Annotated in this window: 13 protein-coding genes; all 13 read left to right on the forward strand. The window is 51.8% G+C overall.

Translation table 11 applies throughout. The features are described from left to right. Window positions 1-48: 48 nt before the first annotated feature. The 13 genes from cpsG (at window position 49) to rfbD (ending at window position 16,271) form a co-directional block, all read left to right on the forward strand. Window positions 49-1,419 (forward strand): colanic acid biosynthesis phosphomannomutase CpsG, encoded by a 1,371-nt coding sequence (cpsG, locus tag E3U32_RS05340; RefSeq protein WP_134347924.1) that lies wholly within the window; start codon window positions 49-51, stop codon window positions 1,417-1,419. 46 nt (window positions 1,420-1,465) lie between these two features. Beyond that, window positions 1,466-2,860 (forward strand): undecaprenyl-phosphate glucose phosphotransferase, encoded by a 1,395-nt coding sequence (gene wcaJ, locus E3U32_RS05345; protein WP_134347925.1) that lies wholly within the window; start codon window positions 1,466-1,468, stop codon window positions 2,858-2,860. A 1-nt stretch (window position 2,861) separates the two neighbouring features. Continuing rightward, window positions 2,862-4,340 (forward strand): colanic acid undecaprenyl disphosphate flippase WzxC, encoded by a 1,479-nt coding sequence (gene wzxC / locus E3U32_RS05350; RefSeq protein ID WP_134347926.1) that lies wholly within the window; start codon window positions 2,862-2,864, stop codon window positions 4,338-4,340. A 17-nt stretch (window positions 4,341-4,357) separates the two neighbouring features. Next, the gene (wcaK, locus tag E3U32_RS05355) at window positions 4,358-5,638 is read left to right on the forward strand and encodes a colanic acid biosynthesis pyruvyl transferase WcaK (RefSeq protein ID WP_134347927.1); all 1,281 of its coding nucleotides are present in this window, start codon (window positions 4,358-4,360) and stop codon (window positions 5,636-5,638) included. Beyond that, window positions 5,635-6,855, forward strand: a complete 1,221-nt coding sequence (wcaL, locus tag E3U32_RS05360) for a colanic acid biosynthesis glycosyltransferase WcaL (RefSeq protein ID WP_134347928.1) — start codon at window positions 5,635-5,637, stop codon at window positions 6,853-6,855. The genes wcaK and wcaL overlap by 4 nt, the downstream gene beginning before the upstream one ends. Window positions 6,856-6,867: 12 nt before the next feature. Then, a complete protein-coding gene (wcaM, locus tag E3U32_RS05365) occupies window positions 6,868-8,259 on the forward strand; it encodes a colanic acid biosynthesis protein WcaM (RefSeq protein ID WP_134347929.1) in 1,392 nt (463 codons plus the stop codon). A 176-nt stretch (window positions 8,260-8,435) separates the two neighbouring features. Continuing rightward, complete coding sequence (galF, locus tag E3U32_RS05370) at window positions 8,436-9,332, forward strand: GalU regulator GalF (protein WP_032646468.1); 897 nt, start codon at window positions 8,436-8,438, stop codon at window positions 9,330-9,332. 386 nt (window positions 9,333-9,718) lie between these two features. Beyond that, window positions 9,719-10,663 carry an NAD-dependent epimerase/dehydratase family protein gene (locus E3U32_RS05375; RefSeq protein ID WP_134347930.1) on the forward strand — a complete coding sequence of 315 codons (945 nt, stop codon included), beginning with the start codon at window positions 9,719-9,721 and terminating at the stop codon, window positions 10,661-10,663. Further along, entirely contained in the window at window positions 10,663-11,706 is a 1,044-nt protein-coding gene (locus E3U32_RS05380; RefSeq protein ID WP_134347931.1) for an MraY family glycosyltransferase, read from the forward strand. Before E3U32_RS05375 ends, E3U32_RS05380 begins: the two co-directional genes overlap by 1 nt. After that, on the forward strand, window positions 11,699-12,259 hold the full coding sequence (locus E3U32_RS05385; protein WP_129325199.1) for a sugar O-acyltransferase: 561 nt from the start codon (window positions 11,699-11,701) through the stop codon (window positions 12,257-12,259). Before E3U32_RS05380 ends, E3U32_RS05385 begins: the two co-directional genes overlap by 8 nt. Window positions 12,260-12,414: 155 nt before the next feature. Further along, on the forward strand, window positions 12,415-14,184 hold the full coding sequence (locus E3U32_RS05390; protein WP_435659339.1) for a polysaccharide biosynthesis protein: 1,770 nt from the start codon (window positions 12,415-12,417) through the stop codon (window positions 14,182-14,184). 102 nt (window positions 14,185-14,286) lie between these two features. Next, a complete protein-coding gene (rfbB, locus tag E3U32_RS05395; protein ID WP_134347933.1) occupies window positions 14,287-15,372 on the forward strand; it encodes a dTDP-glucose 4,6-dehydratase in 1,086 nt (361 codons plus the stop codon). After that, entirely contained in the window at window positions 15,372-16,271 is a 900-nt protein-coding gene (rfbD, locus tag E3U32_RS05400; protein WP_134347934.1) for a dTDP-4-dehydrorhamnose reductase, read from the forward strand. The genes rfbB and rfbD overlap by 1 nt, the downstream gene beginning before the upstream one ends. Window positions 16,272-16,288: the final 17 nt, after the last annotated feature.

The following is a 16,288-nucleotide window of genomic DNA, read 5'->3' on the forward strand; positions in this document are numbered from 1 at the left end:
TGGCCATTTAGTGGTCAGGGCCGACTGTTGCCTGAAAAAGGGGTCATCATGGAAAAATTAACCTGTTTTAAAGCCTACGATATTCGCGGCAAGCTGGGCGAAGAGCTGAACGAAGACATCGCGTGGCGCATTGGTCGCGCGTACGGTGAATATTTAAAACCGCAGACCATCGTGCTGGGCGGTGACGTGCGCCTCACCAGTGAATCCCTGAAGCTGGCCCTGGCGAAAGGGCTGCAGGACGCGGGCGTGGACGTGCTGGATATCGGCCTTTCCGGGACCGAAGAGATTTACTTTGCCACCTTCCACCTCGGCGTGGACGGCGGTATCGAAGTAACGGCCAGCCACAACCCGATGGACTACAACGGCATGAAGCTGGTGCGCAAGGGCGCACGTCCTATCAGCGGCGACACTGGCCTGCGCGACGTGCAGCGCCTGGCGGAAGCCAACGATTTCCCGCCGGTCAACGACGCGAAGCGCGGCAGCTACAGGCAGATTAACCTGCAGAAAGAGTACATCGACCACCTGCTGGGCTACATCAACGTGGCGAACCTGAAACCGCTGAAGCTGGTGATTAACTCCGGTAACGGCGCGGCCGGCCCGGTGGTGGACGCTCTCGAAGCCCGCTTTAAAGCACTGAACGTGCCGGTGACCTTCGTCAAAGTGCACAACACCCCGGACGGCAACTTCCCGAACGGTATTCCTAACCCGCTGCTGCCGGAGTGCCGCGACGATACCCGTAACGCGGTGATCGAGCACGGCGCGGATATGGGCATCGCCTTTGACGGCGATTTCGACCGCTGCTTCCTGTTCGACGAGAACGGGCAGTTCATCGAGGGCTACTACATTGTCGGCCTGCTGGCGGAAGCGTTCCTTGAGAAAAACCCGGGCGCGAAAATCATTCATGACCCGCGCCTTTCCTGGAATACCGTCGACGTGGTGTCCGCGGCAGGCGGCACGCCGGTGATGTCCAAAACCGGTCACGCCTTCATCAAAGAGCGTATGCGCGAAGAAGACGCCATCTACGGCGGCGAGATGAGCGCCCACCACTACTTCCGTGATTTTGCCTACTGCGACAGCGGAATGATCCCGTGGCTGCTGGTGACCGAGCTGCTGTGCCTGAAGGGTAAAACCCTGGGTGAGCTGGTGCGTGACCGTATGGCGGCATTCCCGGCGAGCGGGGAGATCAACAGCAAGCTGGCGCAGCCGGCCGAGGCCATTGCCCGCGTGGAGCACCACTTTGCGCTGCACGCGCTGGAAATTGACCGTACCGACGGCATCAGCATGGCGTTCCCGCAGTGGCGCTTTAACCTGCGCTCGTCCAATACCGAGCCGGTGGTGCGCCTGAACGTGGAGTCCCGCGCTGACACCGCGCTGATGGAAGCCCGAACGAAGGACATTCTGGCGCTGTTGAATCAGTAATATTTACCCCTCCCGGTGGGAGGGGAAACTGAATACAGGAACAACGATGACGAATCTAAAAAAACGCGAACGAGCGAGAACGAATGCATCGTTAATCTCTATGGTGCAGCGTTTTTCTGATATCACCATCATGGTCGGTGGATTGTGGGCGGTGTGTCGGATCAGCGGGCTGCCGTTCTTATACATGCATCTGCTGATGGCACTGATTGCGCTGGTCGTGTTTCAGATGATCGGCGGGATGACCGATTTTTACCGCTCGTGGCGCGGCGTCAAAATGACCACCGAACTGATGCTGTTGTTGCAGAACTGGACCCTGAGCCTGATCTTCAGCGCGGGTCTGGTGGCGTTCAGCCATGATTTTGACAATCGTCTGGTGACCTATCTCTGCTGGTATCTGTTGACCTGCGTCGGCATGGTGGTGTGTCGCTCTCTTATCCGCTTTGGTGCGGGCTGGTTGCGCAACCGGGGTTATAACCGTCGCTTCGTTGCCGTGGCAGGGGATTTGCCTGTCGGGCGGGTGCTGCTCGACAGCTTCCGCAACGAGCCATGGTTAGGTTTTGAAGTGGTGGGGATTTATCACGACGCGAAGCCTGGCGGCGTGCCTGCGGACTGGGCGGGCAATTATGAGCAGCTTATTGAAGACGCGAAAGCCGGCAAAATTCACAACGTCTACATCGCCATGCAGATGAAAGACGAATCCCGCATCAAGCAACTGATGCGCGAGCTGGCGGATACTACCTGTTCGGTGATCCTGATCCCGGACGTGTTTACGTTCAACATCCTTCACTCCCGCATTGAAGAGGTGAACGGTGTGCCGGTCGTACCGCTGTACGACACGCCGCTGTCAGGTATTAACCGCGTGCTGAAGCGCGTGGAAGATATCGTGCTCTCTTCGCTGATTTTACTGCTCATCTCCCCGGTGCTGTGCTGCATCGCCCTGGCGGTGAAGCTGAGCTCTCCTGGCCCGGTTATCTTCCGCCAGACCCGCTACGGTATGGACGGTAAGCCGATTATGGTGTGGAAATTCCGCTCCATGAAGGTGATGGAAAACGACAAGGTGGTGACCCAGGCAACGCAGAACGATCCGCGCGTCACCCGCGTGGGGAACTTCCTGCGCCGTACCTCGCTGGATGAACTGCCGCAGTTTATCAACGTCTTTACCGGCGGGATGTCGATTGTCGGGCCTCGTCCACACGCGGTTGCTCATAACGAACAGTACCGCTCGCTGATTGAAGGCTACATGCTGCGCCACAAGGTGAAGCCGGGCATTACGGGCTGGGCGCAGATCAACGGCTGGCGCGGTGAAACCGACACGCTGGAAAAAATGGAAAAACGTATTGAGTTCGATCTGGAGTACATCCGTGAGTGGAGCGTCTGGTTCGATATCAAGATTGTTTTTCTGACCATCTTCAAAGGTTTCGTGAACAAAGCGGCGTACTAAGATGAGCTTACGTGAAAAAACCATCAGCGGCGCGAAGTGGTCAGCGATGGCGACCATCGTCATCATTGGCCTTGGTCTGGTGCAGATGACCGTGCTGGCGCGCATTATCGATAATCACCAGTTCGGTCTGCTGACCATTTCGCTGGTGATTATCGCGCTGGCCGATACGCTGTCTGACTTTGGTATCGCCAACTCGATTATCCAGCGCAAAGAGATTAGCCATCTGGAGCTGACCACGCTCTACTGGCTGAACGTGGGGCTGGGGATTTTCGTGTTTGTGCTGGTGTTCCTGCTGAGCGACACCATCGCCAGCGTGCTGCACAACCCGGATCTCGCGCCGCTGATGCGTACGCTGTCGTTTGCTTTTGTGGTGATCCCGCACGGGCAGCAGTTCCGCGCGCTGATGCAGAAAGAGCTCGAGTTCAACAAGATCGGCATGATCGAGACCAGCGCCGTGCTGGCGGGCTTTACCTTCACCGTGGTGAGCGCCCATTTCTGGCCGCTGGCGATCACGGCCATTCTGGGATACCTGGTTAACTCCGGCGTGCGCACGCTGCTGTTCGGCTATTTTGGCCGCAAAATTTACCGTCCGGGACTGCATTTCTCTCTGGCTTCCGTCTCCTCCAACCTGCGTTTTGGCGCATGGCTGACGGCGGACAGCATCATTAACTATGTGAACACCAACCTCTCAACGCTGGTGCTGGCGCGTATTCTCGGCGCGAGCGTGGCAGGGGGCTATAACCTGGCCTATAACGTCGCGGTCGTTCCCCCGATGAAGCTGAACCCGATTATTACCCGCGTGCTGTTCCCGGCGTTTGCAAAGATTCAGGACGACACCGAGAAGCTGCGCGTCAATTTCTACAAGCTGCTTTCGGTAGTGGGGATTATCAACTTCCCGGTGCTGCTGGGGCTGATGGTGGTGTCCAGCAATTTCGTGCCGCTGGTGTTTGGCGAGAAATGGAACGGTATTATCCCGATCCTTCAGCTGCTCTGCGTGGTGGGGCTGCTGCGCTCCGTGGGGAATCCGATTGGTTCCCTGCTGATGGCGAAGGCGCGCGTGGATATCAGCTTTAAGTTCAACGTATTTAAAACCTTCCTGTTTATTCCGGCGATTATCGTCGGCGGGCATATGGCGGGCGCTATCGGCGTTACGCTGGGCTTCCTGCTGGTGCAGATAGTCAACACCGTTCTGAGCTACTTCATCATGATCAAGCCGGTGCTGGGCTCCAGCTACCGCCAGTACATCCTGAGTCTGTGGCTGCCGTTCTATCTCTCATTGCCGACCCTAGTGGTGAGCTACGGCCTGGGCATCATCCTCAGCGGTCACCTGCCGCTGGCCGCGCTGCTGGCGGTGCAGGTGGCTGCAGGTGCGCTGGCATTCGTCGTGATGATTGTGCTGTCACGCAATGCGCTGGTGGTGGAGATGAAGCGCCAGTTTTGCCGTAACGAAAAAATGAAAACGCTGCTTCGCGCAGGCTAGTTATTTAAGAGGCCATTATGAAATTATTAATTCTTGGCAACCATACCTGCGGCAACCGTGGCGACAGCGCCATCCTGCGCGGTTTACTGGATGCGATTAACACCCTTAAGCCTGAGACCGAAGTGGACGTGATGAGCCGTTATCCGGTCAGCTCATCCTGGTTACTGAACCGCCCGGTGATGGGCGACCCGCTTTACAGCCAGATGAAACAGCATAACAACGCCGCGGGCGTGATGGGGCGCGTGAAGAAAGTGCTGCGCCGTCGCTATCAGCACCAGGTGCTGCTTTCCCGAGTGACGGATACCGGCAAGCTGCGCAACATTGCTATTGCTCAGGGCTTTACCGATTTCGTTCGTCTGCTGTCGGGCTATGACGCCATTATTCAGGTCGGCGGTTCGTTCTTCGTCGATCTCTACGGCGTGCCGCAGTTTGAGCATGCGCTTTGTACGTTCATGGCGAAAAAGCCGCTGTTTATGATTGGTCACAGCGTGGGACCTTTCCAGGATCCGCAGTTTAACCAGCTGGCAAACTATGTTTTCGGCCACTGCGATGCCCTGATCCTGCGCGAGTCGGTCAGCCTCGAGATGATGAAGCGCAGCGAGATCGACACCTCAAAAGTCGAGCACGGTGTGGACACGGCCTGGCTGGTGGATCACCAGAACGACAGCTTCCAGGCAAGCTATGCGGTGCAGCACTGGCTGGACGTAGCGGCGAAACAGAAAACCGTGGCGATTACCCTGCGCGAGCTGGCGCCCTTCGATAAACGTTTAGGCACCACCCAGGCGGCGTATGAGAAAGCGTTCGCCGACGTGGTGAACCGCGTGCTGGACAGCGGTTATCAGGTGCTGGCGCTCTCAACCTGCACCGGTATCGACAGCTACAACAAAGATGACCGCATGGTGGCGCTGAACCTGCGCAACCTTGTCAACGATCCGTCCCGCTATCACGTGGTGATGGACGAACTGAACGACCTCGAGATGGGCAAGCTGCTCTCTGCATGTGACCTGACCGTGGGCACCCGTCTGCACTCGGCGATTATCTCCATGAACTTCGGCACGCCGGCCATTGCCATTAACTATGAGCACAAGTCCGCCGGGATTATGCAGCAGCTCGGTATGCCGGAAATGGCCGTGGATATCCGTCATCTGCTGGATGGTTCGCTCGGTGCGATGGTGGGGGACACCCTGGGTCAACTGCCTGCCATCAATGAACGCCTGGCCGTGGCGGTGAAAGCCGAACGCGAGAAAGGCATCGGGATGGTGAAATCGGTACTTGACCGTGTACGGGAGGGGAAATGAAGGTTGGTTTCTTCTTACTGAAATTTCCGCTGTCGTCTGAAACGTTTGTTCTGAACCAAATCACCGCGTTTATCGATATGGGATATGACGTGGAGATTATCGCCCTGCAAAAGGGCGATACCCAAAACACCCATGCGGCCTATATCCAGTATGGGCTGGAGGCGAAAACACGCTGGCTACAGGATGAGCCGTCCGGGAAGGTGAGCAAGCTGCGCCACCGGGCCAGCCAGACCTTACGCGGTATCCACCGCGCGTCGACGTGGCGCGCGCTGAATGTATCCCGCTATGGGGCGGAATCCCGCAATCTGATCCTGTCGGCCATCTGCGGGCAAACGGCGCAGCCGTATCGTGCGGATGTGTTTATCGCCCACTTTGGCCCGGCGGGCGTTACCGCCGCAAAACTGCGCGAACTGGGGGTGATTGACGGAAAAATTGCCACCATCTTCCACGGTATTGATATCTCCAGTCGTGAAGTGCTGAACCACTACACGCCGGAGTATCAGCAGCTTTTCCGACGCGGTGACGTGATGCTTCCCATCAGCGACCTGTGGGCCGGTCGGCTTAAAAACATGGGCTGCCCGGGAGAGAAAATTGCCGTTTCGCGTATGGGCGTGGATCTCACGCGCTTTACCCGGCGTCCGGTTAAGGTGCCGGGGAAACCGCTGCAGATCATCTCCGTCGCTCGCCTGACCGAGAAGAAAGGGCTGCATGTGGCCATTGAAGCCTGCCGCCAGCTGAAAGCGCGTGGGGTGGATTTCCACTATCGCATTCTTGGCATTGGGCCATGGGAGCGTCGTCTGCGCACGCTTATTGAACAGTATCAGTTGGAGGATGTTGTCGAGATGCCGGGCTTCAAGCCGAGCCATGAGGTGAAGGCTATGCTCGATGAGGCGGATGTGTTCCTGCTTCCTTCCGTAACGGGCACCGATGGCGATATGGAAGGCATTCCGGTGGCGCTGATGGAGGCGATGGCCGTCGGTATTCCGGTGGTATCGACCCTGCACAGCGGGATCCCGGAGCTTATTCAGTCTGACTATTCCGGCTGGCTGGTACCGGAAAATAACGCCATGGCTCTGGCCGATCGATTAGCGGCATTCAGCGACATCGACCAGCAGGCGCTGGAGCCCGTGCTCCACAATGCGCGACAAAAAGTAGAAACCGATTTTAACCAGCAGGTGATTAATCGCCAGTTAGCGAGCCTGCTGCAAACGTTGTAACGCCGAGGTTGTATGCTGAAAAAGATTACCCGACGCACCTTCGTCTCTTCTCTGTCCGTTCTGGCCGCCGCGCCGCTGCTGTCGTCCCGCATCGCGCGGGCGGCAACCGGAAGAACGGTTTCTGTGAATCAGTACAATAACAACGACTGGATCGCCGCCTTTAAGCAGGCGTTTAACGAAGGGGACACGGTTGTTGTTCCTGCTGGACTGACCTGCGAAAACATCAATACGGGCATTTTCATTCCTGACGGGAAAACGCTGCTGATCCGCGGGGCGTTGACCGGCAACGGACGGGGTCGCTTTGTCCTGCAGGAGGGCAGTAAAGTCATTGGCGAGGGCGCAGGACGCACGGAAAATATTACCCTGGATGTTCGCGGCTCTGACTGCGTGATCAAAGGACTCGCGATGAGCGGGTTTGGTCCCGTAACGCAGATCTACATCGGCGGTAAGAAGCCCAGCGTGATGCGCAATCTTGTCATTGATAACATCAGCGTGAGCCAGGCCAACTATGCCATCCTGCGCCAGGGTTTCCATAACCAGGTGGACGGCGCCCGCATCACCAACAGTAAATTTAGCCACCTGCAGGGCGATGCGATCGAGTGGAACGTCGCCATCAATGACCGCAACATCCTGATTTCCGACCATGTGATCGACAACATCAACTGCACGAACGGCAAGATCAACTGGGGCATTGGCATTGGCCTCGCCGGAAGCACCTACGATAATGACTATCCGGAAAAGCAAACCGTTAAGAACTTCGTGGTGGCCAACATCACCGGCAGCAACTGTCGTCAGTTAGTGCATGTTGAAAACGGCAAACATTTTGTTATCCGTAATATAAAGGCCAAAAATATTACCCCCGACTTCAGTAAAAAGGCGGGAATAGACAACGCCACGGTAGCCATTTATGGCTGTGATAATTTCATTATTGATAATGTCGATATGGTCAATAGTGCCGGCATGTTAATCGGTTATGGCGTGATTAAAGGCGATTATTTGTCCATCCCGCAGAACTTCAGGCTCAACAATATTCACCTCGATAATCGCCAGCTTGCGTATAAGCTGCGCGGAATACAAATTTCATCCGGCAATGCCACGTCATTTGTTGCGATTACTAACGTCGAGATGCAGCGGGCCACGCTGGAGCTGCACAATAAGCCGCAGCATCTTTTCTTACGAAATATCAATGTAATGCAGGAAGCCACCGTGGGGCCTGCCCTGAAGATCAATTTCGATCTGCGTAAGGACGTTCGGGGCAAATTTATGGCTAAAGACGAGACGTTGCTGTCGCTGGCGAACATAAAAGCTGTCAATGAGAAGGGGCAAAGCTCGGTGGATATTGACCGGGTTGATCAGCAGGTGGTGAATACGGAACGGCTGAATTTTGCGCTTCCGCACAGATAATCATCAACGGCCAGTTTTGAGACTATTCCTGGCATAAAAGCGCGATCGAATCAGATTACAACTACAGAAATTTGTAGTACTAAGGCGTAACATTGCCCAAGGATTACGGCAAATCATGCTGGCGAAAACAGGTTTAAGAGCTATAATTCGTCAACCATTTTAAGGTGGAAGAAATAATGATTAATTTGAAAGCAGTCATTCCGGTAGCAGGCTTGGGCATGCATATGCTGCCAGCCACGAAAGCCATTCCTAAAGAGATGCTGCCGATCGTCGACAAGCCAATGATTCAATACATTGTCGACGAGATTGTTGCTGCAGGGATCAAAGAAATCGTCCTGGTTACGCACTCGTCCAAGAATGCGGTAGAGAACCACTTCGACACCTCTTACGAACTCGAAGCGTTGCTTGAGCAGCGCGTCAAACGCCAGCTGCTGGCGGAAGTGCAGTCTATTTGTCCGCCGGGCGTGACCATCATGAACGTTCGTCAGGCGCAGCCGCTGGGGCTGGGTCACTCTATCCTGTGCGCTCGCCCGGTTGTAGGTGATAACCCGTTCATCGTTGTGCTTCCGGACATCATCATTGATACCGCGTCTGCCGATCCGCTGCGTTACAACCTGGCGGCAATGGTCGCACGTTTCAACGAAACGGGCCGTAGCCAGGTGCTGGCAAAACGCATGAAAGGCGATCTGTCCGAGTACTCCGTTATCCAGACGAAAGAACCGCTGGAGACGGAAGGGCAGGTGAGCCGCATCGTTGAGTTCATCGAAAAACCGGATCAGCCACAGACGCTGGATTCCGACCTGATGGCGGTTGGCCGTTATGTTCTGAACGCAGATATCTGGGCCGAGCTCGAAAAAACCGAGCCAGGCGCCTGGGATCGTATTCAGCTGACCGACGCGATTGCAGAGTTGGCGAAAAAGCAGTCTGTGGATGCGATGCTGATGACCGGTGACAGCTATGACTGCGGTAAGAAAATGGGGTATATGCAGGCGTTCGTGAACTATGGGCTGCGCAACCTGAAGGAAGGGGCAAAGTTCAGAAACCGTATTGAGAAGTTACTCGCTAACGACTGATATTTTCTTACACGATTTGTATAAGCGGTAGCCATCATCAGGGTATGTGGAAACATAACCAAAATGATGTCTGCCGTTTTTTGTTATTATTCATAATGATAACATAGAGTTATCTGATTCAAATCTCGCCAGATTTGTAACGATTTGTGCTTGTTTCTGTGGTCATTTAGGACGACAATTAACGCCAGTTTTTTGTCTGTATTCAGACCAGAAAATTCATTTCTGCAATTTCAATCAGTGCACTGGTAGCTGTTAAGCCTGGGGCGGTAGCGTGCCTTACCTTCGCAATTGAATATAGAACGAACAGTCATGGCCTATACAGTTTCTCGCGATTCTGCACTCCACGCGGGCAAAAAAATATCAGATTGAGCAGACAGGGGATATCAATGAAAGTATTGGTGACGGGCGGAACCGGGTTTCTTGGTACTGCTTTAGTCCGGACGTTGAAATCATCAGGACATGAGGTGATATTAACAACGCGCAAGCAGGAGAACCCTGAACAGGGAATTTACAACTTGGGTGATATCTCAGCCGATACCAACTGGGTAAATCTTCTTCAGGGATGCGATACTGTCATTCATACTGCGGGAAGGGCACATATCCTTAATGATGATGCACAGGATGCTTTGGCGGAATTTCGTCGGGTTAATCACGACGCGACTATGAAATTAGCTACAGATGCCGCGACCAGTGGTGTTAAGCATTTTATTTTCGTCAGCTCGATCGGTGTCAACGGTAATGCCACTTCAGGAATCCCTTTTTCTGAAGCGTCGGAGCCCCGACCAACCTCTGATTACGCCATTTCCAAGCTAGAAGCTGAGCAAAGTTTGCTTAAAAACTTTGCTGAGAGTCATATGGCGATCACCATTGTCCGTCCGGCATTAATTTGTGGTGAAAATGCTCCGGGTAATATACAGCGTCTTTTAAAACTGGTCTCTAAGAACCTGCCGTTGCCATTTAAAAATGTCAGGAACAAGCGGGCACTTGTGTCACTGGATAATGTCGTCAGCTTTATCAATGAATGCGTCGTTAATGAAAAATCAAAAAATCAACTCTATTTACTCGCAGATGCGGAACGACCTTCTACAGAAGATATGATTAATGCCTTTGCTTCAGGGATGGGGATTAAAGCGAAAGTTATCTATTTCCCTAAAGTTATCCTTAAAATATTACTATCCGCTGTTGGTAAAAGTGGAATTTACGATCAGTTATTTGGTGATCTTGAAGTCGATGCCACCAAATCGCGGGAACACTTACACTGGACACCCCCGGTAACGCTTCATGAAGCTATGAAAAAAACGGCGAAATATTATATTGAAGGTAATAAATAATGGTGAATTTGGGGATTGTAATATTCTCTTTTTTAGTATCATGCGTGCTGACCTTTGGGTTACGCGGTTATGCCATTAAGCATAATGTTATCGACCGTCCTAATCAGCGAAGCTCGCATTCTGTGCCGACGCCGCGAGGTGGCGGGGTGGCTATTGTTCTGACGCTCCTGGTGGCGTTAGTATGGTTTTATTTTAGCCGCGAGCTGACATTAGACAGCTTCTTAGGTTTGTTCATTCCAGGTTTAATTGTTGCCATCATCGGTTTCCTTGACGATCATGGTCATATAGCGGCTCGCTGGCGTCTATTGATGCATTTTATGGCCGCGGCAATTGGCATCTATTTCTTAGGCTCTTTCCCGGTAATTACGCTGTTTGGTTACGATCTTTCCTTATCCTGGATTGGTATGATTCTCGGCTGTGTTTATCTGGTCTGGATGCTAAATTTATATAATTTCATGGATGGGATTAATGGCTTAGCCAGCGCAGAGGCAATCACATTTGCCGCATGTAGTGCGGTGTTGATTGTTGTAAACCAGTACACTGACGCGCCTGAAAGTATTTATCCGCTGACGCTTGCTCTTATCGGTGCCGCTGCTGGCTTTATTGTCTGGAACTTCCCGATAGCGAAAATCTTCATGGGCGATGCCGGGAGTGGTTTCCTTGGGATAACTATTGGGTTGATGATCCTCCATATTGCGAAAGTAGATACGCATTTCTTTATTGCAGAATTATGCTTGCTGGGCGTATTTATCGTCGATGCCACTACAACATTGCTGAGGAGAGTTGTAGCGGGCAAGAAAGTCTATGAAGCGCATGCCAGCCATGGCTATCAAATCCTTGCCAGAAAATATGGCAGCCACGTTCCGGTGACAATGATGGCGATTGCCGTCAATCTGCTGTGGCTCTTCCCTATCGCCTTTTTTATCGCCTCAGCCAAGATTGATGGTGTTGTTGGACTGATTGTCGCCTGGCTCCCGCTTTTCGCTGTTGCGCTCAAATGTGGTGCGGGCGTTAAAGACAAAGAGAGCAACGCCAATGCATAACTTAATGATTTTGGGGGCGGGTGGCCATGGGCGTACACTCTGCGAGATGGCGAGACTCCTGGGATATACGGATATCGTTTTTCTTGACGATAATGCATCCCCCATCCATGACACAAACAAACTCATTATTGGTAAAATTTCAGAACTACAGTTACATATCGAAAAGGCCAGTCATGTAGCGATTGGTATTGGAAATAATAAACTCAGAGAACAGCTCTATCAGCAGATTATTAGCTTAGGTATTCATCCCGTTACGCTTATACATCCCTTTGCATTTATCAGCCCATCGGCGACAATTGCTGAGGGCTCTGTCGTATTAGCGGGAGCAGTGGTTGGTGCCAATGCGAGATTAGGTGCAGGTACGATTGTAAATAGCCATTCGACAGTAGATCATGATTCTACTCTAGGCGATTTTGTTCACTTAGGTGTTGGTGTTCATCTCGCTGGCGGCGCTGTAATTGGGAAATCAGCGTTTCTGCAGGCGGGTACAGTGGGTGGTTATAATGCAATAGTGCATGATTACTCAGTGTGTCCTGCTGGTACTATTTTATAAACTGAATGCAAGCTTTAACGAGGCGACCAGTTTTTAGTATGCTAAATTATTTAATATCTTTATCCAGACCGATAAAACGTATTATTACACTTTCGATAGATGTTGTGCTTCTCTTATGTGCATTTTGGTTTGCATTTTGGGTACGCATTGATTCTATGACTCCAATATTTAGTACGGAGCATTGGTTATTTATATTTTCAATAATTATCGTCACCCTGGCGATATTTGTTAAGCTAGGGCTTTATCGCGCCGTCATTCGCTATATTACTGCAAAAATATTACTAGTAGTTACAGTAGGGATGGTTATATCATCCATTTTGCTTATTATCGCAGCGTTTTATACTAATCTCTATTTACCAAGAACGATTCCATTCATTTATTTCTCGTTCGGTTTACTGCTTATTGCCGGATCGCGGCTGGGTATGAGGATGTTGGTAAATCGTGGATTGAATCTGGGCACTAGGGTGGTGATTTATGGTGCCGGTGCATCGGGCCGTCAGTTACTGCCGGCGCTGAGCCAGATGGATGAATATTATCCCGTTGCTTTTGTCGATGACAACCGCGCTCTGCAAGGTCAGGTGATTCACGGCGTCAGCGTTTTCGCGCCGGAAAAACTGCCATGGTTGGTAGATAAATACGAAGCGAAGAAAATTCTGCTTGCCATGCCAAGCGCCAGTCGAGCCAGGAAGAACGAAGTCATTAAAACACTGGAAGGTTTGCCGTGCGAGGTACTCTCCATTCCCGGTATGGTCGATCTTGTAGAGGGTAAAGCACGTATTGATTCGTTGCGCAAAGTGGTTATTACCGATCTGCTGGGCCGCGATCCCGTCTCACCGATTCCGGAATTGGTTTCCCGTAATATCAACGGGAAAACGGTTATGGTTACCGGGGCTGGGGGATCGATTGGTTCTGAGCTTTGCCGACAGATAATTAAAAATAAGCCGAACCAGCTTATTCTTTTCGAATTGTCAGAGTTCTCACTGTACTCCATCGATTCGGAGCTGCGTAATCTGAATCTCAGCCAGAATCTTCAGGTTAAAATTTACCCAATTCTCGGTAACGTACAAGATAAAGAGCATCTCGAAAGATTAATTAACACATTCAACGTCAATACGATTTATCACGCTGCGGCGTACAAACATGTACCGCTTGTCGAGTTCAACGTTCTTGATGGAGTGCGCAATAATATCTTTGGTACACTGAGCTGCGCACAGGCTGCAGCGAGTTGCGGTGTAGAAAACTTTGTCTTAATTTCGACCGATAAAGCCGTGCGGCCTACCAATACAATGGGGGCGACCAAACGAATGGCTGAGCTAGTGCTGCAGGCGCTGGCGAAGGAATCCAGCAAAACTTGCTTCAGTATGGTTCGCTTCGGCAACGTATTAGGCTCGTCGGGTTCTGTTGTGCCGTTGTTTGAAAAACAAATAGCTGCGGGTGGTCCTGTGACGCTGACTCATGAGAATATTACGCGTTACTTTATGACGATCCCTGAAGCGGCGCAGTTGGTAATACAGGCGGGAGCCATGGGTACGGGCGGCGATGTTTTTGTTCTGGATATGGGGGAACCCGTCAAGATTATTGATCTTGCACATCGCATGATTACCTTGCAAGGGCTCACCGTTCGTGATGATAAAAACCCTTATGGTGATATTGCGATAAAAACAACGGGTCTGCGTCCGGGTGAGAAACTGTATGAAGAGTTACTTATCGGCGACAATGTATCTACAACACAGCACCCGCGTATCAGGACCGCTAATGAAGTGATGTTGCCGTGGAGTGAGATGAGCATTATTCTTCAGAACCTCGACAACGCCTGCTGTGAATTCGACTACGAACGCGTGCGCGAAATATTATTGCAGGCACCTGCAGCGTTCAATCCAACCGATGGTATCTGCGATTTACTCTGGAAAGAAAAGGTAAGTTAAAATAGCAGATTGTCATTTTCTCAGCCCTGGACGCTTGACAAAAGTCACCAGGGCGTCGGCATGTAATAGATTGTTTCTGAAAACCTTAAGAGCGAAATAAACGTGAAAATTCTGGTCACTGGTGGAGCAGGCTTCATTGGGTCTGCAGTGGTACGACACATTATTAATGATACGCAAGATTCTGTTATTAACGTCGATAAACTGACTTACGCAGGGAATCTTGAATCTCTGGCTGACGTTGCGCAGAGCGATCGTTATCATTTTGAACATGCCGATATCTGCGACAGCGATGCCATGGCACGTATTTTTGCAGAGCACAAGCCGGATGCTGTGATGCATCTGGCCGCCGAGAGCCACGTTGATCGCTCGATTACCGGCCCGGCAGCATTTATCGAGACTAACATTCTTGGCACCTATGTGCTGCTGGAAGCAAGCCGCAAGTACTGGTCTGAGTTAAGTGCTGAGAAAAAAACGGTATTCCGGTTCCACCACATCTCAACAGATGAAGTGTATGGCGATCTTCCGCATCCTGATGAAGTCGCAAAGGGAGCCAAGCTGCCTTTATTTACTGAAACCACTGCCTATGCCCCAAGCAGCCCGTACTCTGCTTCTAAAGCGTCCAGCGACCATTTAGTCCGTGCCTGGCTGCGCACCTATGGTTTCCCTACAATTGTCACTAACTGTTCCAATAACTACGGTCCCTACCACTTTCCGGAAAAACTTATCCCTCTGGTAATCCTCAATGCGCTGGATGGAAACCCCCTGCCGGTTTACGGTAAAGGTGACCAGATCCGCGACTGGCTGTACGTTGAAGATCACGCTCGCGCGTTATATACCGTGGTGACGCAGGGCAAGATTGGCGAAACCTACAACATCGGCGGCCACAATGAAAAACAAAACCTTGATGTGGTAAATACTATCTGCTCCTTGCTGGATGAGATTGTGCCGAAGGAAGGCTCTTATCGCGACCAGATAACCTATGTGGCTGACCGTCCGGGTCACGACCGCCGCTACGCGATTGACGCAGAGAAAATTGGTCAGGAGCTGGGCTGGAAGCCTCAGGAGACCTTCGAAAGTGGCATTCGCAAAACCGTAGAATGGTACCTGGCGAACACACAATGGGTAGAGAACGTGAAAAGCGGTAACTACAAATCGTGGATTGAAGAAAACTATGGGGATCGTGCTTAATGAACATCCTGTTGTTTGGCAAAACAGGGCAGGTGGGATGGGAGCTACAGCGTGCTCTTGCGCCACTGGGTAATTTGATTGCTGTTGACGTCCATTCGCAGGAGTACTGCGGTGATTTCAGTAACCCTGAAGGCATTGCAGAAACTGTGCGCCGTATTAAGCCTGATGTGATCGTTAACGCGGCTGCGCACACCGCAGTCGATAAGGCCGAGTCAGAACCAGAATTCGCTCAGTTGCTGAATGCAACGAGTGTCGAGGCGATTGCCAAAGAGGCTCAGAAATTGGGGGCTTGGGTTGTTCATTATTCCACTGATTACGTATTCCCGGGTGATGGGAATACGCCGTGGCTGGAAACGGACGCCACAGCACCGCTCAATGTTTATGGTGAAACCAAACTTGCTGGTGAAAAAGCGTTAAGTGAAAATTGCTCACGGCATTTGATCTTTCGAACTAGCTGGGTTTATGCCGGTAAAGGGAATAATTTTGCGCGTACTATGCTGCGACTGGCAAAAGAGCGCTCTGAGCTGTCTGTTATTAATGACCAATTTGGAGCACCTACAGGGGCTGAATTATTAGCAGACTGCACGGCTCATGCAATTAGGGTTGCTCTGATTAAACCCGAGGTAGCAGGTACATATCATCTGGTTGCCAGTGGTACGACAACCTGGTATGACTATGCCTCGCTGGTATTTGAAGAAGCGCGTAAAGCAGGAATGGAGCTGGCATTAACCCAACTTCATGGGGTGCCAACCAGTGCTTATCCAACCCCAGCACGACGTCCGGGAAACTCCCGTCTCAATACCATAAAGTTCCAGCAGAATTTCAACCTGGTACTGCCGCAATGGGAAGTGGGGGTTAAGCGTATGTTGACGGAGTGGTTCACAGCAACAGCGATTTAATAATGCTCATGATGCCT

The organism is Lelliottia nimipressuralis (genome assembly GCF_004402045.1).
GTDB classification, from domain to species: Bacteria; Pseudomonadota; Gammaproteobacteria; order Enterobacterales; family Enterobacteriaceae; genus Enterobacter; species Enterobacter chinensis.